Origin of the sequence: Arcanobacterium pluranimalium (assembly GCF_016907845.1) — a bacterium.
GTDB lineage: Bacteria > Actinomycetota > Actinomycetes > Actinomycetales > Actinomycetaceae > Arcanobacterium_A > Arcanobacterium_A pluranimalium.
Genome location: NZ_JAFBCS010000001.1, coordinates 1,554,597 through 1,575,601, shown reverse-complemented (window position 1 = coordinate 1,575,601; position 21,005 = coordinate 1,554,597). Strand labels below are relative to the sequence as shown.

At 50.1% G+C, this 21,005-nt stretch carries 19 protein-coding genes; 14 read left to right on the top strand and 5 right to left on the bottom strand.

What is annotated here, in order from left to right; translation table 11 throughout:
• Positions 1-40: 40 nt before the first annotated feature.
• A complete protein-coding gene (locus JOD55_RS06795; RefSeq protein WP_204399281.1) occupies positions 41-1,150 on the bottom strand; it encodes a LysM peptidoglycan-binding domain-containing protein in 1,110 nt (369 codons plus the stop codon).
• 151 nt (positions 1,151-1,301) lie between these two features.
• Between JOD55_RS06795 and JOD55_RS06790 the strand changes: the two genes are divergently transcribed.
• Positions 1,302-1,661: an Rv2175c family DNA-binding protein gene (locus JOD55_RS06790; RefSeq protein WP_204399280.1), complete on the top strand. Its 360-nt coding sequence runs from the start codon at positions 1,302-1,304 to the stop codon at positions 1,659-1,661.
• A gap of 88 nt (positions 1,662-1,749) precedes the next feature.
• On the opposite strand, the gene JOD55_RS06785 is transcribed toward JOD55_RS06790, so the two are convergent.
• The gene (locus tag JOD55_RS06785; protein ID WP_204399279.1) at positions 1,750-2,823 is read right to left on the bottom strand and encodes a polyprenyl synthetase family protein; all 1,074 of its coding nucleotides are present in this window, start codon (positions 2,821-2,823) and stop codon (positions 1,750-1,752) included.
• Positions 2,824-2,937: 114 nt separating this feature from the next.
• Here JOD55_RS06785 and JOD55_RS06780 point away from each other — a divergent pair, with 114 nt between their 5' ends.
• The 3 genes from JOD55_RS06780 (at position 2,938) to JOD55_RS06770 (ending at position 6,381) form a co-directional block, all read left to right on the top strand.
• Positions 2,938-4,227: a DUF4192 family protein gene (locus tag JOD55_RS06780; RefSeq protein WP_204399278.1), complete on the top strand. Its 1,290-nt coding sequence runs from the start codon at positions 2,938-2,940 to the stop codon at positions 4,225-4,227.
• A gap of 92 nt (positions 4,228-4,319) precedes the next feature.
• Positions 4,320-4,724: a hypothetical protein gene (locus JOD55_RS06775; protein WP_204399277.1), complete on the top strand. Its 405-nt coding sequence runs from the start codon at positions 4,320-4,322 to the stop codon at positions 4,722-4,724.
• A 133-nt stretch (positions 4,725-4,857) separates the two neighbouring features.
• On the top strand, positions 4,858-6,381 hold the full coding sequence (locus JOD55_RS06770) for an RNA polymerase sigma factor (RefSeq protein WP_338022220.1): 1,524 nt from the start codon (positions 4,858-4,860) through the stop codon (positions 6,379-6,381).
• An 89-nt stretch (positions 6,382-6,470) separates the two neighbouring features.
• On the opposite strand, the gene JOD55_RS06765 is transcribed toward JOD55_RS06770, so the two are convergent.
• Entirely contained in the window at positions 6,471-7,292 is an 822-nt protein-coding gene (locus tag JOD55_RS06765; RefSeq protein ID WP_204399276.1) for a 3'-5' exonuclease, read from the bottom strand.
• Positions 7,293-7,465: 173 nt separating this feature from the next.
• Between JOD55_RS06765 and JOD55_RS06760 the strand changes: the two genes are divergently transcribed.
• The 4 genes from JOD55_RS06760 to JOD55_RS06745 all read left to right on the top strand — a co-directional run bounded on the left by JOD55_RS06760 (position 7,466) and on the right by JOD55_RS06745 (position 12,110).
• Entirely contained in the window at positions 7,466-7,675 is a 210-nt protein-coding gene (locus JOD55_RS06760; RefSeq protein WP_204399275.1) for a DUF7455 domain-containing protein, read from the top strand.
• 177 nt (positions 7,676-7,852) lie between these two features.
• The gene (locus JOD55_RS06755) at positions 7,853-9,982 is read left to right on the top strand and encodes a DNA gyrase subunit B (protein WP_204399274.1); all 2,130 of its coding nucleotides are present in this window, start codon (positions 7,853-7,855) and stop codon (positions 9,980-9,982) included.
• A gap of 98 nt (positions 9,983-10,080) precedes the next feature.
• Positions 10,081-11,136 (top strand): GNAT family N-acetyltransferase, encoded by a 1,056-nt coding sequence (locus tag JOD55_RS06750; protein ID WP_204399273.1) that lies wholly within the window; start codon positions 10,081-10,083, stop codon positions 11,134-11,136.
• Positions 11,133-12,110 carry a GNAT family N-acetyltransferase gene (locus JOD55_RS06745; protein WP_204399272.1) on the top strand — a complete coding sequence of 326 codons (978 nt, stop codon included), beginning with the start codon at positions 11,133-11,135 and terminating at the stop codon, positions 12,108-12,110. The genes JOD55_RS06750 and JOD55_RS06745 overlap by 4 nt, the downstream gene beginning before the upstream one ends.
• 126 nt (positions 12,111-12,236) lie before the next feature.
• Here the strand turns inward: JOD55_RS06745 and JOD55_RS06740 are convergent, their stop codons facing one another.
• A complete protein-coding gene (locus tag JOD55_RS06740) occupies positions 12,237-14,669 on the bottom strand; it encodes a DNA gyrase/topoisomerase IV subunit A (RefSeq protein ID WP_204399271.1) in 2,433 nt (810 codons plus the stop codon).
• 166 nt (positions 14,670-14,835) lie between these two features.
• On the opposite strand from JOD55_RS06740, the gene JOD55_RS06735 reads away from it, so the two are divergent.
• Together JOD55_RS06735 and JOD55_RS06730 are read left to right on the top strand one after the other, a co-directional pair.
• Positions 14,836-15,978 carry an alkaline phosphatase family protein gene (locus tag JOD55_RS06735; RefSeq protein ID WP_338022219.1) on the top strand — a complete coding sequence of 381 codons (1,143 nt, stop codon included), beginning with the start codon at positions 14,836-14,838 and terminating at the stop codon, positions 15,976-15,978.
• Complete coding sequence (locus JOD55_RS06730) at positions 15,978-16,622, top strand: thymidine kinase (RefSeq protein ID WP_204399270.1); 645 nt, start codon at positions 15,978-15,980, stop codon at positions 16,620-16,622. Before JOD55_RS06735 ends, JOD55_RS06730 begins: the two co-directional genes overlap by 1 nt.
• Positions 16,623-16,658: 36 nt before the next feature.
• Here the strand turns inward: JOD55_RS06730 and sepH are convergent, their stop codons facing one another.
• Positions 16,659-17,822 carry a septation protein SepH gene (gene sepH, locus JOD55_RS06725; protein ID WP_204399269.1) on the bottom strand — a complete coding sequence of 388 codons (1,164 nt, stop codon included), beginning with the start codon at positions 17,820-17,822 and terminating at the stop codon, positions 16,659-16,661.
• Positions 17,823-18,064: 242 nt separating this feature from the next.
• Between sepH and JOD55_RS06720 the strand changes: the two genes are divergently transcribed.
• Genes JOD55_RS06720 through JOD55_RS06705 form a run of 4 tightly spaced genes read left to right on the top strand, consistent with a single transcriptional unit; the run spans position 18,065 to position 20,988 of the window.
• Positions 18,065-18,364 (top strand): DUF4193 domain-containing protein, encoded by a 300-nt coding sequence (locus JOD55_RS06720; protein WP_204399268.1) that lies wholly within the window; start codon positions 18,065-18,067, stop codon positions 18,362-18,364.
• Between the two features lie 54 nt (positions 18,365-18,418).
• On the top strand, positions 18,419-19,066 hold the full coding sequence (locus JOD55_RS06715; protein ID WP_204399267.1) for a DUF3710 domain-containing protein: 648 nt from the start codon (positions 18,419-18,421) through the stop codon (positions 19,064-19,066).
• Positions 19,067-19,070: 4 nt separating this feature from the next.
• On the top strand, positions 19,071-19,769 hold the full coding sequence (locus JOD55_RS06710; RefSeq protein WP_204399266.1) for a DUF3159 domain-containing protein: 699 nt from the start codon (positions 19,071-19,073) through the stop codon (positions 19,767-19,769).
• Positions 19,759-20,988, top strand: a complete 1,230-nt coding sequence (locus tag JOD55_RS06705) for a class I SAM-dependent RNA methyltransferase (RefSeq protein ID WP_204399265.1) — start codon at positions 19,759-19,761, stop codon at positions 20,986-20,988. The genes JOD55_RS06710 and JOD55_RS06705 overlap by 11 nt, the downstream gene beginning before the upstream one ends.
• The last annotated feature ends 17 nt before the right edge of the window (positions 20,989-21,005 follow it).

Genomic DNA, 21,005 nt, shown 5'->3' with positions numbered 1-21,005 from the left:
TGATTCGCAGAGTAACTTAGCAGCCCGCAATGTAATGCTATTAGAAGCGCCCCATCGCGGACTTGATTTTAGCTACGTAGCGCACGGTATCTGGGCGCATGCCGTATTTGCGCACGCCACCGAGTCCTTGGTAGTAGCCTGCAACTCCTTGTTCGAAAGAGCTCGCGTTGCGCTGTAGCCAGCGAATGATGGCGACGCCGGCAACGATGTTATCTTGTGGATCAAGGAGGTTGAGTGGTCGGCCAACGAGCTGAGATGCCCATTGCCCGGCGCTGGGGATCACCTGCATAGTACCAACTGCATTAGCAGGGGATACTGCGCGGGCATCAAATCCAGACTCAACATATGCGTGTGCTAATGCCAGACGTGGATCGACGCCCATTTCGCGCGCCGTCTGGATTACCATCTGCTGGATTTGTGCTTTGCTCGGCACGTTTGAGTTGACAAGCAGATTCTTGTTCGCATTTGCCGCAGCTACGGTAGCGTTGGAATAGGTGTAGCCTGGGAAGTTGTTGGTGACCAGCTGTTTCTGCGCAGGAGCTGGAGTAGCAGGTGCGACGGCGCGCAGTGCTGGTACCGATGATGGCGCAGGGGCTGCTTGTGCTTGCGTAGCTCCTGGAATGCGAAGCTGCTGACCAACATAAATTCTAGATGGATTCGAGATCCGGTTCAGCGAGGCCAATGCACTGACGGAGCTGCCATGACGCTTTGCGATAGCCGAAAGGGTATCGCCGCGCTGGACTGTGTAGCTACCTGCAGCAGCCTGAACTTGTGTGCTCTGATTTGCTGCAGGCGCCACTGACTGGGTTGGTGCCTGGGCAGAGGGCACCATCAAACGCTGACCTGGATAAATTGCTCCATTTGCGCTGAGTCCATTTGCGCTAATAATGGCTTGCATGGATGTGTTGAATTTTTTCGCTATTCGCCACACGGAATCTCCGCGTTGCACTTGGTAAGTGGCGGTTTGCGGAGTGGATTGTGGTTGTACTGATGGTTTTGCAGGGCGCAAAGCTACATTGCCATAAACAAGTGAGGAATTCTCAAATGTTGCTGCTTGAGCAGGGCTGGTTGTAGCAGTTGGCAGCACGAGTCCCATGACTGTTGCGGCTGCAAGCGCTGTTCCCGTTGCCTTTGTAGGTTTTTTCGTCACCGGTTTACCTCCGAGAAAATTACTCAAGAGCATTGATATGGTACTGATGTTACAAATGAGCAATTTGTAGATTGATGTTACAGATGTGATGATAGTTGAACATGTGCGTGTCTTCAACTTATTGTGTTTTGTTGGAGGTAAAATAGAAGCGATGAATAATACTCACGATCCACAATGGCTCTCAATTCCTGAGGTTGCTGACCTCCTATCTGTTCGCCAGCGAGATGTTCGTTCACTGCTGGCAGAGAAAAAGCTTTTAGCTGTGCGGCGCGGATCAAACAATGCGCTAGCGATCCACCCAGATCAGATTGTTATTAACGAAGGCATTGCTCAGCCGCTGAAATCCTTGCGCGGAACGTTAATTTCCTTAGCTGATGCTGGTTTTTCTGACGATGAAGCGATGGATTGGTTACTGAGAGTCGAACCGGAACTGGAAAAGACGCCTCTTGAATGTTTACGCAGCGGTAATGTGCATGCAGTTCGCCGCGTGATTACTGGTCTCGTCTTTTAACTTTTCCGAGAATACTGACAACTCGTCCAAAAGTACTGACGCGTTAGCGGCGTCTTAAGCATGCGGCGTCTTAAATCAAGACTGCGGCTTAGGCGATCCGATTCGCGAGTTCTTCGAGAAGAGCAACAAGCAGGTGGCTGTGTAAACCTGTACGTTCCAGCTCTTCATATGCCAAGTTTTCACGCTCACGGATAAGCTCATCGTGCTGGGCAAACGCGCCGGATTCAGTGATAATTTGACGCACAGTATCCACCTGCTCTGAATCCATATCCTGCCCAATCAAGGATTGTAAGGTCTGTAATTGAATCGGGTTGGCGCGTTGTAGCGTTAAACCGAGCAAAACTGTGCGCTTTCCTTCAATCAAATCTCCACCTGATGGCTTTCCAGTCACACGCGAGTCACCAAAAACACCGAGTACGTCGTCGCGAAGCTGGAAAGCCTGCCCCAATGGTCGCCCAATCGCCGATAAAACAGAGCGGTGTGCGTCGTCGCCACCTGCTAAAGTAGCTCCAATCAACAGGGGGACCTCAACTGAATAGCGTGCAGATTTGTGAAGCAATACGGCGAAAGCCTCGTTGACATGCGCTTGCGGATCAGAAGAAAGAGGAGTGTACTGGGCACGGTTGTCAAGGAATTGCCCAAAGGCGACTTCGGCCGTCATCGCGTGGAACAGTGCACGAGCTTGAGCATGGGCTTCAGGGGAAACTGCTTCAGCTTTCTCGAAGGTGTGCGAACTGATCGATGCGAGAAAATCGCCGAGCAAAATGCCTGAGCTGATCCCATAATGGGTGGAATTACCAGTGAAAGATTCGGTTTGGTGGCGTTTGGCGAAACTAATATGAATAGCGTCAAAGCCGCGCCTCGATACCGCGTTATCGATAATATCGTCGTGAACCAAGGCTGCTGCTTGGAAAAACTCTACGGCACTACCTGCGAGAATGGGTAGAGATTCGCCTTGACATGAGGGGTGTAGCGTTTCCCATCCCGCAGCGAGAAAAGCGGCGCGGGTGCGCTTACCCGAGGAAATAAAATCTCGTAATGGGGCAGTGAACTGGGCGTATTGCTCGGAAGAACCATCCGTCGTCGGCCATAATACTGTGTTGAGTTCGTTTTCCATACACAGCGTCACATCATGACGCAAACCCTTGAGATCAAACTGCATAGTACTAGCCTAACTGATGGAAGCAGATGTCCACACTCTCACGAAACGTCAGTGCTTTCCACAGAGTCGCATCATGTGCACGACAGCGTCGAGAATTCTCGGCAGTCTTTAGATATGGAAACTACACTTCATCTTGATACATTAGCGCAATCGCTACTTTTCATTCCCTACGCGCTCGGACGCCGTCCGCGCAATTGTCTTGTGATCTGCTGTTTAACCTCGCATACGGACGTTGTTGAAACGAACCGTGGAGGAGAACAAGCACGTATCGACTCGTTTGGAGACGCTAACCATCTGAGTGATAGCGGCAGTCCGTTAGGGCCAATGCTTGTTCTAAAAATAGTTGAAGAGACTCTCAACGATTCCGTGCGCGCTGAAGCACTTGAATTAATAACTGAATACCGATCCGATGCTGTGGCCGTGTGTTGGTTTGGTGAAGATCTGGAAACGATGGTCAAAGATACGCGTGCAACAGCGTATATGATGGCACTGGCGTGCAGTATTCGTGAGCAGTTCGAATACGACGGCGTGGACGGTAGCGTTGGAACATTCCTCACCGACTATCAGAATTGGGTTGACTGCGAAGAAATAGCAGTCTCCAATTTTGATCCTTGCTGTGATGAGCTAAATGAGCTCAATGCCACCAACTCTTTACACTCATATGAGGATTTCAATGATTCGCAATTGAGTGCTGAATTGATTTATTACGGTTGCATGCTTGGCACTGAGCTGGGAGAGATGAGCGACTGTTGCGGTGACGCGGGCGAGATTGCCGATTCTACTGGGTGCGGTGGGTTGGGTGTGACGCATCAGCACATTAGTCGTGCAGTAAAAGAGCAACTAGATTCCAGGCATCACGGCAGTAAATTAGATAAAGATGGCTACGATGAAGAATGCGAAGAGGATTGCGACGAAGCAAACGATAGCAGCTGTAGTATCGACGAGCTCTGGTCACAGGTGTTGTCTGAGGTATTGAATAGCGATCGCCAAATAGCACAGCTCCCACAATTTCTAAAACCGCATATTCTTGCGCAATTAATAGCTTCGCTGCGTCATATTCCAATCAGGGATCGCCTTATTATCTTTGCGGTAGACGCACAGCACCGCTCATTTTCGCAGGTTAATGGTGAGCAGCTGCCAGATTTGCTCAGTAGCGCAGTGCAATCGAGGCCAGTTCCTGCTCGCGTGTATAGAATCATCGATTTGCTCAAATTCCTTGATTCAATTTCTCCTGCCGACGACGTGGCAGCGCTCGCAGTGATGTCTTATTTACACTGGTGGATGGGAAATGGCTCTTCGGCCTATATCACTTCATATACGGCATTATTGCGCGACCCTTCGTATTCCCTCGCGCAGCTTGTGGACTATGCGATGAAAGTGAGGCTTCCTCCGCCCTGGGTCTGAGCATATTAGGTATTTGACCTGTATGAAATGGTAGCCTTTTGTTAAACGGCGATATTGATGTGTATTACGTACTCACAAAGAGAGGCTGGAAAATGACTGTATTGGTACCTGTCCGTGCTTCACATATCGAGTGTGAAGCGGTCAATTCTGGAATCGAGTACTCCTGTACACATGAGCAGCAGTTACATGTTTTCTTAGATTTTTCGGCTTTAAGTTGCGACGAGGAATACATCGGAGCCAAGACTGAAGAATTGACGCAAAAATTACGCGCGTCGGGCGTCGATTTTTATATAGAATCGGTGCTCAACGATTCTGACGTTGTAGAAAAAATGGCGAGTGTCGTTGAAAACTCGGGCACCGACGTCGTCATCGTGAATCTAAAGTCGAAAGCATCACAAGAGAAAGTACAGCTCGGATCGCAGATTCAGCGCATCCTCTTGGAAGTTCCATGTTCTATACTGGTACTTCGCCCATCAGATAACAATCGGCGCGAATGATAGTAACGATATCGGAATAAAAATAGCAATGTGATTGTTATACAGGTGTGGCTCAGTTAGGACGCCGCACAATTTGCACGTTATAATAGTGCAGCTGGATTCTCAGCAATAGATCAAGTTCGAAAGGTCACACGTGGCTGCTTCCACTTCAAAGTCCAAGGCGAAAACTACGGCAAAATCAGTAAAATCTGAGCACATTGAGATGCCACCTGAGTCGGCTCTCAAAGCTGCATGGGTGGAGTACCGGGTAAACCGAGGTGACCTCTCGGAAAAAGAAGCTAAGGCACTGACCAAAAAAGAGCTAATCGCTTTTTCTGGGAGCGAAACGGCTACGCCTGCTGCGCCAACGACTAAAAAGTCCGCTAAAAAGACGGCCAAAAAGTCTGCTCAAGCGGAACAAGAAACAACTGTTGAAGAAGCTGACGCAAACGCCGAGCTTGATAGTGATTTAGACGATCCCGATCTCGATTCAGCTGCGACTCCAGAAGAGCCAGACACTTTAGAAGACGCCGAGATCGTTGACGACGAAGACATTGACGTTGAGGATCTTGAAGATGACGACGACGAGGACCTTGACGAAGACATTGACGATGAGGATCTTGACGCAGACGCAAGTGCAAGCTCTGCCGATGATATCGACGACGACGGTGAAGTAGAGAAAAAGGCCAAGGCAAGTACTTCTGGCGCTTTCGTTATGAAAGATTCAGATGATACAGACGAGCCGCAGCAACGCGTCCATGTAGCTGGTGCTACCGCCGATTCAGTCAAAGATTACCTCAAGCAAATCGGTAAAGTAGCGCTCCTCAATGCTGAACAAGAAGTTGAACTTGCGAAGCGCATCGAAGCTGGTCTTTATGCGCGCCATATCCTTGATAGCACGGAAATCGAGGACGCTCGTCATCGGCGTGAGCTGGTGTTGATCGCTCGCGATGGGCAAAACGCCAAGAACCACCTTTTGGAAGCGAACTTGCGTCTCGTCGTCTCCCTTGCTAAACGCTATACAGGCCGTGGCATGCTGTTTTTGGATCTGATCCAAGAGGGAAACCTTGGCCTAGTGCGCGCAGTGGAAAAATTTGATTATGCCAAGGGCTACAAGTTCTCCACCTACGCCACCTGGTGGATTCGTCAAGCGATTACGCGCGCGATGGCTGATCAGGCGCGCACGATTCGTATTCCTGTTCACATGGTTGAGGTTATTAATAAACTCGCTCGTGTGCAGCGCCAGATGCTGCAAGATTTGGGGCGCGAACCCACGGTTGAAGAGCTCGCCAAAGAGCTCGATATGAGTGAAGATAAAGTCATTGAAGTGCAAAAGTATGGACGTGAGCCAATTTCTTTGCACACGCCACTTGGTGAAGACGGCGACTCAGAGTTTGGCGATCTCATTGAAGATTCCGAGGCTGTTGTGCCTGCTGACGCAGTAGGTTTCACCCTTTTGCAAGAGCAACTTCACCAAGTTTTGGATACACTTTCAGAACGTGAAGCTGGAGTTGTTGCAATGCGCTTTGGTCTCACTGACGGTCAGCCAAAGACTCTCGATGAGATTGGAAAAGTCTATGGCGTTACGCGCGAGCGTATCCGACAGATCGAATCGAAGACTATGTCTAAGCTGCGCCATCCATCGCGCTCACAGGTACTTCGCGACTACTTAGACTAAATACTCAGACTAAGATCGTCAGTAAAACGGAGTTTCGCTCAGAGTTTTGTACAGCGATTTTCATGCGCGATTTTACTGAGCACTCTTACTCAGGATTTTGCCCACGCCGTGGCGTGAAGCCACTGCGCGGGCAAGATTGTATTTCCATTGCGATCTTTTGCTTGATTATTGCAACGTAGACTCTGCGCTTCATGGGTTACAAAAATTTTGAATAATTCCAGGCAGGCCTGAGCATCTGGCATCGCACGGTGCTGATTGGTATAGCCGGTAATCCCGTGAAAGGCCACCAATTTGACCAAGGAATGGTGCTCACTTTGAGAATAAATTCGTGATTGATTCATGGTGCACACCGTCATATCAGGCGTGATGGTGGGGATTGATGTTGCTATGCTTTTGACTTGGTCCGTGTATTGAACCGCATCATTATTGTTGGTTACTTGGCTTGGGTCGCTCGTGGGGCACGAATCTGCCAATTGGACTGGGTCGCTCGGGCGGCACGAATTTGTCGATCGGCTTGAGCACCTCGACTGGCACGAGCGGATTAACTGAGCCCTATTAAACTCGGCATTGAGAAAAGCGCAATCAAAGGTTGCATTGTGTGAAACTAATACTCGGTTGTACAAAAGCGAGAAAATCTTGCCGGAGAGATCATGAAAATACGGCTCAAAACGAACGTCTTGATCGTCAAGACCATGGATTTCGGTACCGGTAACTGGTTGTTGCGGATTGATCAGTGAACTCCAACGGCACTCTTCCTTCAAAGATTCATCCACCTGAATAATTGCAATTTCTATAATTCGATCAGTGAGCGGATCGAGTCCGGTTGTTTCGAGATCAATAATTGCAAATTTTTTAGAACTATCACATGTGACCACTAGAACCACGAATCTTTCAGGCTGCTTTTCACACATTTAGCTTAATGCGGCGAGCATGGTAAAGCGAGCTGCATCATGAGAACGCCCACAGCAACGCATGCTGGGCGAAAGGAAACTATGAACAATCGCATTGAACATGTGTTTTCGTCAAACGTGAAATCGCGGCAACCTACCTTGAGTTCGCCGTCGTGACGTGCAATTATCAAAATGTGAATACAGTACTAGAACCAGTAGTAGAAGACGAAAAGCAACTAACAGCGCTAGACCGTTGCGACGCTTGCGGCGCACAGGCTTATGTGGTGGTTACTATGCCTTTTGGTGAGCTTATGTTTTGCGCGCACCATGCACGCAAGCACCGCGCCAAGATTGATGAAGTCGCTACTCGGGTGCTTGACCAAACTGATCAGATCAAGAAGTAATTTCAAACGTTCGCACCTAGCTGTGACTACTACGCCCCTAACTGCTCCTTATATGCAGCTCTAAGTCGTACGCTCAAACTGCGATCCGTAGCTGCTAATAGCATGATTTTAGCTACTTTCTAGCACTTTACGTGTGGTGATAAGCGTTCGCTCTCAAAATCTCGATAATATTTGCATGTGCCAAATACTGTGAAATCACAAGAATACACTGCGCGTCACCTCTCCGTCCTGGAGGGCCTGGAGGCCGTGCGCAAGCGTCCCGGTATGTACATCGGTTCCACGGATTCGCGTGGCCTTATGCATTGCGCCTGGGAGATCATTGACAACGCTGTAGACGAGGCCTTGGAAGGTCACGCGAAGAACATCAGCGTAGTTATTTACGACGACGGTTCTATTGAAGTTAGCGACGACGGTCGCGGAATTCCCGTCGACGAGGTTCCAGGTACCGGCGCTTCGGGTGTGGAAGTTGTTTATACAAAACTTCATGCCGGTGGAAAATTTGGCGGGGGATCGTATTCCTCCTCTGGCGGTCTGCATGGCGTTGGAGCTTCGGTAGTTAATGCACTGTCAGAACGACTTGACGTCCACGTAAATCGTGACGGGAAAACTTGGGCTATGTCATTTCGGCGTGGCGAACCAGGTGTGTTCAAAGATCGCGCTGGTGTTGCGCGTCCCGATGCGCAATTTGAGCCTTTTGTAGACGCTTCTGAACTGCGCGTCGTCGGGAAAGTTGCCAAAAAGGTGACCGGTACGAAAGTGCGCTATTGGGCGGATCCGGAAATTTTTCCAAAATCAGCACAGTTCAAATTTGATGAACTCATTGAGCGAGTGCGTGAAAAGGCATTTCTAGTGCCCGGTTTGCGCATCACCGTTCGTGATGAACGCATTCTCAACGATCAGCAAAGTACTCCGCGCACCGAGGAGTTTTGCTTCGAAGGTGGAGTTATTGATTTCGTCGATTACTTGGCGATTGATCCGCCTGTGACCGATATTTTCCATATTCAAGGTTCTGGGCACTTTAAAGAGAGCGTGCAGATGCTCGATAAAGCCTCGGGTCATTTGCGGGCACAAGATGTAGAACGTGAGTGCAAGGTCGATATCGCGATGCGGTGGGGAACTGGTTATGACACCACCGAAGAGTCTTTCGTCAATATCATTGCCACTCCTAAAGGTGGAACTCATATTCAAGGGTATGAGGCAGGATTGCTCAAAGCTGTGCGTGCACAGATTGAAGCTAAAGCTCGTCAGCTCAAGGTCACTGCACGCGATCCGAAAATTGAGAAAGACGACGTCTTAGCTGGCCTTACGGCTGTGGTTACGGTGAGCTTTCCTGAACCTCAGTTTGAAGGCCAAACGAAAGAAATTCTTGGTACTGGTCCAATTCGGGCGATCGTTTCGAAGATCGTGGAAAAAGAAATGTCGAAGATTTTGAATTCCACGAAGCGTGATCAAAAGACCGAAAATCAGCGTTTATTGGAAAAGATTATTGCGGAAATGCGCGCTCGAGTGGCTGCACGTACGCAAAAGGAAATTTCTCGGCGTAAAAATGCGCTTGAAACCTCCACATTGCCTGCTAAATTGGCTGATTGCCGAACGGAAGATGTCGCTCGCACGGAGCTATTCATCGTTGAGGGCGATTCTGCACTTGGCACTGCAAAGCTTGCTCGTTCTTCAGATTTTCAAGCTCTGCTGCCGATCCGAGGAAAGATTCTCAATGTGCAAAAGGCTTCGCCGGCCGATATTTTGAAGAATCAAGAGGTTTCTTCAATTATCCAGGTAGTTGGTGCAGGGTCGGGTCGTACTTTCGACGTTGACGCAGCTCGCTATGGAAAAGTCATTTTTATGACCGATGCTGATGTTGATGGTGCACATATCCGCACATTGCTTTTGACCTTGTTTTTCAGATATATGCGTCCGCTTGTGGAAGCAGGCCGAGTGTTTGCTGCAGTTCCGCCTTTGCACCGGGTTGAAGTTATCCATGCCGGGGCGAAGAAAAATGAGTTTATCTATACCTACTCTGATGCTGAATTGCGTGCTGTATTGCAAAAACTTGAGCGAGATGGGAAACGCTATAAAGAGCCCATTCAACGCTACAAAGGACTTGGTGAAATGGACGCAGATCAGCTGGCAGAGACGACGATGGATCCCGCTCGTCGTACGTTGAGGCGTATCTCGATGGAAGATGAAGCCGCTTTGAAAGATGCCGAGAGCACTTTTGAACTGCTCATGGGAAGCGAAGTGGCACCTCGTAAAGATTTTATCGTCGATGGTGCTCATGCCATTTCTCGAGATCAAATAGATGCCTGAGAAACTCGGATTTTTGCTCTTAAAATGTACTTTTGGGCATTTAATCGAGACTCGGGCTGTGTTGGCGACGTTACGTTGATATTCGGTAAGATAGGACTATGACCATCACTTCACAAACAACGATTGAGGATACTTCTGGAGCGCAATCGCTTTTTAGACGACTCAATCCTCCGCAGAATGCAGCCCATCCCGGTGCTCATTTGGGTTTGTCTTGGCGAGCAATTTCTGCAGCGGATATTGCCGATGTTGTGGAGCTAATGAAAGAGTCGGCGGGCGAATCGCTCACCGGAGATCGCGTGAGTTCACGAACGGCGCACAGTGAATTGGATTTTGTTATTAAGCATCCTAACAGCGCCGATACCTTAGGTGGCTGGAATTCCAAGGGCGAATTGAAAGCCTTTGCGATGGTCGAAGTTAATCCAGATGCTTTGACGGAAATTCAGGCTGATGCATTCGCCGTCGTCAGTGGAGAGTGGCGAGGTCGTGGCATTGGACGTCAATTGCTGGAATGGCAAGATGCCAGGGCGCGTCAGTTGATTGCGCTGGATGGGCGTGATTTGCCGGTCTCGATTCGCTCAATGGTGAATTCGGGAAATCTCGATCGCCGGCGGCTTCTTGCTGCGGGTGGTTTTTCGCCTTATATCAAGAAGAATCTATTGTGCAAAGAGATCCTTGCCTCGGATTTAGCTCGCGGAGACGACGCTTTGGCGCGACTCACTTCCCAAGGCTTTGATCTTGTACCTTTTACTCCTCAATACTGTGAAGAGTTGCGCAGGCTCCACAATCGCTTGAGCTTGTCAAAAGAGCGTCTGCAGCCATATTCGCCAGAGAATTGGTTGAAACTATCGCAGAGCTTTGATTATGACAACTCTTACCTGCTACTTGATCATTCGAATATCATTGGATACACGGTGGCAGTGGTCACCGACGATCCATCAGAACGACTAATTCGCCATTATGGGGTTGAGCGCGGACTTCGGAATCGTGGAATCGGTACCGATATTATCGTCGCATATATGAGCTCGAAATTAGGCGCCGTCGGAAATGTTATTGTGGTGCCTGTTATTGCCGATGCTGATCCACACAAGAGATTCCTTGCCGACTATGGATTCTCAGAGCGGGCAGCCCAGATTCTTTACACGATCGACCTATGACCACTACACATGATTCCTGGGCATGGAAAGATCTGACGGTATCGGACGTCACCGCCGTCGGAAATCTGATCAGTCTTATCGAAGAGGCTGATCATGCCTCTATTCGTACAACTCGCCAAGAAGTCGAATCCTACTTCAGTGAAAACCAAGTGTGGCGTGCCGAAGGTGCATGGGTTGGGGATAAACTCGTAGCCTTTAGTTTCATTCGCGCTTCGCGTATCGACGACGGTTTGTCGCTCACCGTTTCAGGTGGAGTGCATACGCAGTGGCGGGCGCGTGGTTTAGGTGCGGAACTCCTTGAACGCCAACAGGATGCTGCTCGCGAACTGATGGCGAATCTGGGTTATACTCGAGCACGTTTGAGTATGTATATGGACTCAGATCAAGCCGACTTGGCAAACTTGGCGAATTTGTACGATTTCACTGAAACAGAACGCTATTTTCAGTTTCGCCGTTCGCTGGTTCCTCTCCCTGAAGTGCCACAATTGGGGCGTTATCTGGAGATTGTGCCGCTTACGAAAGAATTTGAGCCTTTGGTGTGGAATGCGCACCAAGAGTTTATGAGTGAACACGTTTTTGGCACAGTAGAGAATTTCGAACAGTGGCAAGAACTGCGTGGCTCAATGGTTGACCAGTGGTGCTTCGTGGCGCTGGATACTTTTGGTGATCGACCAGATCTTGCAGGTTACGTGCTGTGTTCAAAATTTAGGTCTTTCACCACCGATGATCGTGAAGACGAAGGCTACATTGAGGAAATTGCGGTATTGCCCAAGTGGAAAGACCGAAATCTCGTTGAAAACTTGGTGTCCACCTGTATGCAGGCATTCTATAAAGACCAGATGGATTACATCGGCATCGATTTGGAAAGCGAAATCGACGATGCGGTGAATCCAACTGCTCGAATGCTGCGGAACTACGACTTCGAGCTTGTGGCTAAGATGATCGTCGTTGAACGCGAACTAAATCTCAATTAGCAGGCCAATGCTGAGCCAGTGAGCTAATTAAACTCAGTGAGCTAAGCTAGGCAAACTTAGCCCAGCGTGCTGAGCTAGGCGAACTGATTATACCCAGTTAGCTAAGCCCAGTGCTGGTGGCAGCGCTTATCCAATAGCGGCAATAATTCCTTGGGCAGGCGTGCCAGAGCCATCACGACGTTCGTCTACTTCAGGCAGTCCCACTGGCTGACCCGTCTTAGTATTGGCTCGCGCTGGCAGTTCGCCTACCCAAGCAAAGGAAAGTCGATCCTCGCCACGCAAGAAGCGGTGTGTGCGCACTCCGCCAGTGGCACGTCCTTTGGCTGGATAACGATCTAATGGCGTGACTTTGATGCTGCCTGGTTCTGTACCGGGCAGAGCCGTCGACGACGAAGCAATGGTGATAACTCCTTGTATACCAAGATCATGAGCTGGTGCAACGCCCATCGTCAATACTTGAGCGCCGTCGTTCAAACGAATTCCAGCCACTCCTTGTCCGCTGCGTCCTTGCGGACGTACCACTTGCGCTTCGAAACGCAATAGCTGAGCGTCGTCGGTGACCAAAACGATCACATCACCATCTTCGGCTGGCTTGGCCGCAATGACCTCATCACCATCGGCCAAACCGATAGCTTCAAATGGTGTTTTGTTAGGGAAATTGGGATTGAGACGCTTGATTTTGCCCTGTGCAGTAGCAATGGCAAGTGGGGTGGAATCTTCAGCCAAGGAGAACATCGCGATTGGTCGCTCATCTTTGCCGAGCATCGCGAGTTCAGCGAGTGGAGAGCCAGCTCCCAAACCAGGTGCCGCATCTGTTACTGGAATAGCTGGAACGTCGAGCACAGAGAGTTTATGTACCATACCAGCGCTTGTAAGCACTCCGATATGGGAATGGTTTGATGTTTTGACCAGTGACGTTATTGCGTCATGGGAGGCTCTGGCTCCAGATCGCGACGGCGGTTCCTCATCAACGATACGAGCTGCAAGTCCCGTACCGCTTAAGGCTACCCAGCAGGGATCGTCTTCAATCTTGAGGTTCATTTTCTTGACGGCTGACGCGCTCGTCGTAGTATCACTTTCGAGCAAAACAGTGCGCCGTTCAGTGCCGTACTGCCGAGCAACTTCTTCCATCTCAGCTGCGACGAGATCTTTGAGGGCTTCGTCAGATGCCAAAATTGCTTCCAACTGAGCTATCTGTTTGAGCAGCTCATCGCGTTCTGCTTCCAATTCGATCTGCGAGAACTTCGTCAAACGGCGCAGGCGCAGCTCGAGAATGTACTCAGCCTGCTGTTCGGACAGATCAAACACTGCCATAAGCCTGCTCAATGCGGCCTGTGAATCGTCCGATGAGCGAATCACGGCGATCACTTCGTCGATATCGAGTATTGCGATGAGCAAGCCTTCAACCAGATGTAGGCGATTTTGTGCTTTAGTAAGCCGGAATTGTGAACGTCGTCGCGTCACTGACAGTCGATGATCAATATAGACCTTGAGCAGGTCAATGAGACCTAAAGTGCGCGGCTGGCCGTCAACGAGTGCCACGTTATTGATTCCAAAAGATTCTTCCAGCGGTGTGTTCTGATACAGCGACGCCAACACTGCTTCGGGGTTGAAAGAGTTCTTGACCTCAACAACGAGTCTCATACCGTGGTGGCGATCAGTGAGGTTTTGAACTCCTGAAATGCCTTGTAGCTTTTTGGATTGCACTCCGTCTTTGATCTTCTCGATCACTTTTTCAGCGCCCGTGAGATATGGAAGCTCAGTAAAGACGATCCCTTTCTTACGCGCTGAAATGCTCTCAATATGGGCGGTGGCACGAGTTTTGAAAATGCCACGGCCAGTTTCATAAGCTTGGCGAATACCGTCAAGACCAACTATTTTTCCGCCTTCAGGCAAGTCGGGGCCAGGGATAAAACGCATGATTTCGTCTAAGCTCGCGTCAGGATGGCGCAATAGATGCGTCGCGCCCGCAATCACTTCCACGAGGTTGTGTGGAGCCATATTCGTAGCCATTCCGACGGCGATTCCAGACGATCCATTGACCAGCAAGTTTGGGATTGCTGCCGGCAAAACTTCTGGTTGCATGAGCGTGTTGTCGTAATTTGGAACCATGTCCACGACGTCTTCATGTAAGGAAGCCGTCATTGCCAGAGCAGCATCGGCCATGCGTACCTCGGTATATCGAGGAGCTGCTGGACCGTCGTCGAGAGAGCCAAAGTTTCCGTGACCATCAACCATCGGCAAGCGCAAAGTGAATGGCTGGGCTAGGCGCACCATAGCGTCATAGATAGCGGTGTCGCCGTGCGGATGGAGACGTCCCATCACATCGCCAACAACGCGCGAAGATTTCACATGACCTTTGTCGGGGCGAAGTCCCATTTGGTCCATCTGGAAAAGAATACGTCGCTGTACCGGTTTCAAGCCATCGCGCGCATCGGGAAGTGCGCGCGCGTAAATCACCGAATAGGAATACTCTAAAAATGAGTTCCGCATTTCTTCCGACACGTCAATATCGACGATATGTTCGGTTGCATTTGCTTGAGTTGGTACTTTTGCCATTCTTCAATTATCCGTGAAATCCCGCATCTGGCGCAGATTGGCGCGCGAGAATCTGCGTGATTTTAACGACGTGAATGCCGTGGTGTACGTGTGAGTGAGGGTATCATGGAAGAATAAGAATGCCCGAGGGCGTAGGTCAAGTCACGAGTTCTAGAATGAGAAAATAGTGTTGGATTATCTTCATGGCGCAGTGTTGCCCGCTGACCAGGGTCTTCCTGCGGTGCTTTCTGGTGCAATGGACGCTGTGGGTTTAGGAATTCACAAGCACGGCGTTGATAGTTCTCGAGATCGTGCGGCGTTAGGGCTGCCATCGGTACAGCGAGTGTGCGTGATTTTGGTCGATGGTTTAGGCTCACAACAGCTCGTTGCACGCCGTGGTCACGCCAAAAATCTTCGATCTTTAGATATTGAACGGCATATTACCTCGGTAGTTCCGGCCACTACAGCTGCAGGTATTACGAGCCTGGGTACGGCCAAACTTCCTGGTAGAACTGGTATGGCAGGATATTCGCTAAAATCTCCTGTTGATGACCGCGTATTTAGCCTCATCAGCTGGAACGACACTGTACACGAGCCACAAGACTGGCAACGTGAGCCGACTCTATTTGAATTATTGGAAGAGCGCGCAGACCAAACGGTATTAGTACAACCGGCTAAATTCATTGGATCAGGTCTGACTTTGGCCGCTTTACGTGGAGCGCAGGCACTGAGTGCTGAAACTCTTCCACAACGAGTTGATGCCGCTGCCCAGGCCTTGCGTGGTGGTAAAAAGCTGTGTTACCTCTATTGGGGAGACTTAGATTCCGTGGGGCATAAATACGGCTGGCAATCGGAGCTATGGATTCATGAACTAGAACTCTTCGACGCTGAGTTCGGGCGTCTGCTGCGCTTGCTTCCAGCCGATACGATGGTGATCTTAACAGCTGATCACGGCATGGTTGACGCGAGCGATAAAATCGATATCTGCACGCATCCGGTACTAAACCAGGGGATCGACGTCGTCGCTGGCGAGGAACGAGCCTTTCAGATTTACACAGCTGAACCGCACGAGGTCGCTGCCCGATGGCGAGACGAAGTGGGCGAACATGCGTGGATTTTGTGTAAAGACGAACTGATTGAGGCCGGGCTTATTGGCTCTGTTTGTGATTTGACCAAACGAGCCATTGGTGATGTGATTGCCTTTTCGAAAGACGGAACTGGTTTCGTTGATTCGCGGGTGCACTCTGCTAGCGCTATTAGTATGGTGGGAGTTCACGGTTCGCTCACTGAAGCGGAGATGTATGTGCCCTTAGTTGTGGAGGTTGTTTAGTGGCTGAGCTGGTCTTTTTCTCGGGAACGATGGATTGCGGCAAATCGACATTAGCACTTCAAACTGCCTACAACTACCGGCAGCGCGGATTGAACGGAATAATTTTTTCGATGAATGATCGCGCCGGTGATGGAAAACTCTCTTCGCGGCTCGGCTTGATCACTGACGCGCTTGAGGTGCATCCAGACACCAATTTTTGGGTGGAGGTAAACTCCCAAAGAATGCGTGGTCGAGTTGATTATATTATCTGCGATGAGGTGCAGTTTTATTCTCGAGAGCAAGTAGATCAATTGGCTCGGATTGTCGATGAGATCGAGATCAACGTCTACGGCTTTGGGATCACGTCCGATTTTTTGACTAATCTATTTCCCGGTTCGGCTCGAATGCTCGAATTGGCCGATAGAGTTGAGCGATTGCAGGTTGAAGCACTGTGCTGGTGTGGTTCACGCGCCACGCACAATGCGCGTACCGTCAACGGAGTGATGGTACGTGAGGGCGAACAGGTTGTGGTTGGCGATACTGATGGGAACGCCGTCGTCGCATATGAAGTCTTGTGTAGAAAACATCATATGCAAGGAATGACTGCCCAATATGCGCATGCAGCAGAACTTTCGCCACACACTTTGCTTGAGAGCGAAGAGTAAGAAGCAAAAATCAGAAGAAATAGGTTCGCTTTAGAATTAGTCGTCTTTTGAATATCCGAACACGATTTCATCCCAAGACGGCATAGCCGGACGATCGCGTCGAGTCTTTTTCTTGGCAGTGGCGTTGCTCTTTTGAGCGTCGGAAAGCTCAGATTCACTAGTGCTCAGACCAGGCAATGAATCTGAATCTGCCGAATCAATGGGGAAGTCGTCCACATCGACCGGCAAGACGAGCTCATCATCGGAATCAGATGCCTCGGTATTGCGAGTAGGCAACTGCAGCACAGTGGCATCTTGTGCAAGATACGGCTCAGAATCGGCAGGATGAGCGCCGGTGAACTCTTCCTCGTCAAAATCCACAGGCATCGGGCGTGAAACTCCGCGTTGCGAATCAAGCGAAGCGAGAACGTCGTCGATATTTATCGAAGAAGAAGCGGGTGATTCATCTGTTTCTTCGTGTGCGTTATCGAATGGGAGCGTGGAAACGTTCTTGAGATCAACAGCAGCCGCTGGGTCAGAATGCGGCGCTTGTGCAGCCGTATCGGAAGAAATAGGAGCGGCGGAGTTGCCCTGTTGCTGGGTGAACGTGCCCTCAGCAGGAATCCTAGGCGTATTTAGCGGACGCCACGGTGCGTGCGGAGCGGGAATTTGTGTTTCAGTGAGCCACGAAGCTTCATCGTTGAGCGCAACTACCGTTTGGGACTTCATATTGAGCGTCCAGCGTGCTTCGTAATTATTTGAAGCAATGGTGTAGCGAGCAATCAGCGCCCACGGCTCGCCTGATTCGCGCACGGCATCCCATTCAATGGCAGCGCCATTCAGACCGCGATCAACAAGGCGAGAAACGACCAATTCTTCGAGAGTCATTCCGCCATTGTCTTGGCTGAGTCGGAACGCCCGTGCAAGGCTGGCATTGTATTGACGCTCAACTTTTATTGGATGCTCGAGACTTGAAAGCTGCGATGGAGGAACTGAAGTGAGTTCTGAAACCTCTGAAATGGTTTTACCAGCACGGAAATACGCTTGAATTTCGCGCGGGGAAAGTGGCTTGAGCTCAGCTTGCGCAGGAGCGGGAAGATCGCGTCTGAGCGCAGCGCGCAACTCGTCTGAAATGGGTAGAGAGTACCGGTTGCCTTCGACGTCGTTCAACGATAGATGTGCGCCGTCGGCATCTAGTCCCAAGAGTTCAAGCTCAATCATTCTTCCTCCTAAAGTAATAGACTGCCATTTCCAAGCCGTAAATTGTGATTATGCGGCAGGTGTGTTCAAAAATTTCACGATCTTCGGCTAGAAACCTGCAGTTAGATGGGAATTTATTTTTCTTCTTGCTTATTTCGTCAACCTTTGATACAAAGACTGGGACAAGTGCACAGAATCAATCGAGATTCTTCGTCTCATTTTGAGGCGGCGAACCTGCGATGAATTATTGAAATGGAACAGTAATGGCAACAGATTACGATGCCCCACGCAAGCAAGATGAGGAGCTGAAAGCTGATTCTTTAGATGAGCTCAAAGCTCGACGCTCGGATCACCAGTCCAATTCCGTTGATATTGACGAGGCAGAAGCTGCCGATGGTTTTGAACTTCCCGGTGCTGATCTGTCTAATGTTGAACTGTCGGTAGCCGTTATCCCTGCGCAAGACGACGAATTTACCTGTTCATCATGTTTCCTCGTGCACCATCGTTCACAGCTCGCTTATGAAGAAAATGGTCAGCCAGTGTGTGCGGAGTGCGCATCCTGAGGTGAATTCTCTATAATCGCAGGTAGAGTTGGTTATACGGACTGAGGAGTGAAGATGGGACTGTTTTCGCGTGCGAAGAATACAGAAGATGTTGAAGTGAATGCGCAAGTTGAGGAGGTTACCTCAACAGATGCGCCCGAATCAACACATGCGCCCGAATCGCACCGAAATTCTGGTCCTTTTGATATCAGCGAGTACGGCGGCGTTGATGATTTGATCGACGCAGGTGCGCTGAAAATTCCAGCGGTATCTGGTGCTACGCTCCAGTTCACAACCGACCCGACCCAGGAACATGTGCTGGGTGTGGTGTATATGAAAGACGATTCTGTGCTCCAGCTACAAGTCTTTGCTGCACCGAAAACACGGGGTTTATGGGATGAAATTCGGCTCGATATGCGCACGTCAATTGCTGCGCAGGGCGGATCGTCGCAGGAGATAGATTCGCCGCTTGGAAAGGGCTTGCTGGCGCAAATGCCGGTGGCAAATTCCAAAGAGTTTGCGCCGCACCTGTTTTTAGGAGTGGACGGGCCGCGTTGGTTTATGCGAGTGACTTTGTACGGACGAGCCGGTTTTGATTCCAATGCCGCCGTTCAGATGTTAAGTATTTTGGAAGACGTCGTCGTTGAACGTGGCGCTGAACCGCATCCGCCGCGTGAGTTGCTCACCTTGAAGATTCCGCATCTTGACCGTCATGGGGAATGACGCTGTGACGCTCCAACACAATGATGATCACACGGCAGGTGCGTCAGTAGCAGGTGGTATTGGCGCTATTGCTGGCGAAAAATTCGATGTGATGACGGCGGTCGGTGGTGTACGCGGTATCGTCGAGTCGGTAGCGCCAACATTTGCTTTTCTCGTGCTTTTTATTATTTTGGGTGATTTTGGAACCCCTGCCCTTATAGCGCTTTTGATTTGTGTGCTGTTTGTAGGGGGAAGGCTAATTCAGAAGATTCCTGTTACTCCTGCGCTCAGCGGTCTGGCGGCCATGCTGATTTCGGTAGTTCTCGCCTGGAAGACTGGCCAGGCCTCTCATATTTTTGTGTGGGGCATTTTGACCAATGCGGCATATTTTTTTGTGTTGCTCGTATCGCTCGTGGTTCGTTGGCCACTGTTCGGTGTGGTTATTTCGTTGATTATGGGGCATGACCAGGAATGGCGTAACGATCGGGCGCGGTGTGGGCTACGGCGTGCTTATACGACTGTGACGTGGCTGTGGCTGGGGCTTTTCGCTATCCGGCTCGCTGTGACCATTCCGCTGTTCTATTTGGATCAAACTGAAGCTCTCGGGATTGCGAAAATTGTGCTGGGTTTGCCGCTTTTTGCGCTTTTCGCCTGGTATTCGTGGGCATATCTCAAGCCTTTTTTGGATAGTGAAAAGGCACGGAGGGCAAGTCTTGGGAAATAAATACGATGAACGCTTCACGTTACGAATCACAGACGTCGCTCATGGTGGTTTGAGCGTCGGACGCTTTGAAGATCGCGTGGTTTTTGTGCGTGGGGCGATTCCCGGCGAGCTTGTGAGCGTCGAATTGACGCAGGCGCGGGCAAAGTTTTTGCGTGGCGTGGTAGTTGATGTGATTGAACCATCTGAGAAACGCGTTGAGCATCCGTGGCCAGCGGGTGCAGCGGGAATTAGCGGTGCAGCCGATTTTGGTCATATTGATTTGGCCTGGCAAAGAGAGCTAAAAACGCAGGTTTTGCGCGGCCAGATTCGCCGTATCGGGGGAGAGCCTTTAGCTGAGCATCTCGCCAATTGTGATGTGCGAGTTCGCCCGATTGACGACGGCGATGGGTGGCATTGGCGCACACGTCTGGACCTTGTAAAAATGTCGACAGGTTTTGGCATGTATCACGAGCGCAGCCACGATCTCGTGCCAATTGATGCTATGCCATTAGGGGTTTGGGATTTTGATGATCTGGATCTTTTCGGGGCGCGTTGGGATAGCGCAATAAAAACTGGCGATAAGGTGCGCGTGGTGTCACCAAGTACTGGTGAGAATGTGTTGTGTAATGGCAATGCCGTTTTTTGTGCCCCAGGTGTGCGTACTGCAGCCACGGTTGAACAAATCGTTGGCGACGATGCAACTATGCATCATTATGATGTACATGCGAATGGATTTTGGCAGATGCATTTGCGTGCACCCAAGGTGTTATTGAGTTCCGTTCTTGAGGCATTAGATGTCCAAGAAAGCATGAAAATTGTCGATCTTTTTGCAGGTGCGGGTCTATTTTCCGTTCCTATTGCCAAGCGTGTTGGTGAAAGTGGTCGAGTTCTTGCAGTTGAAGGGTCAAAGACGGCGTGTGTAGATGCTGCCGGGAATCTCGAGGGGATGGACTGGGCGCAGGTAAGCAATCGGCGAATTGATTCGGCTTTTATTTCAAGGTGTGTAGCTGATGCTGATTGTGTGATTGCTGATCCACCGCGTGCAGGTTTGGGCGTAGAAAGTGCGCGAGTTCTTGCGAATTCTCCAGCGCAACGCATCGCTTTAATCTCTTGCGATCCAGCGTCGATGGCACGGGACGCCGCTGCGATGGTCGCAGCTGGACGGCACGTGAAGTCGATTGAGGGCTTTGATATCTTCCCCAACACTCATCATTTTGAGGTAGTGACCATCTTTGAATAATCACCTTTAGATAATAA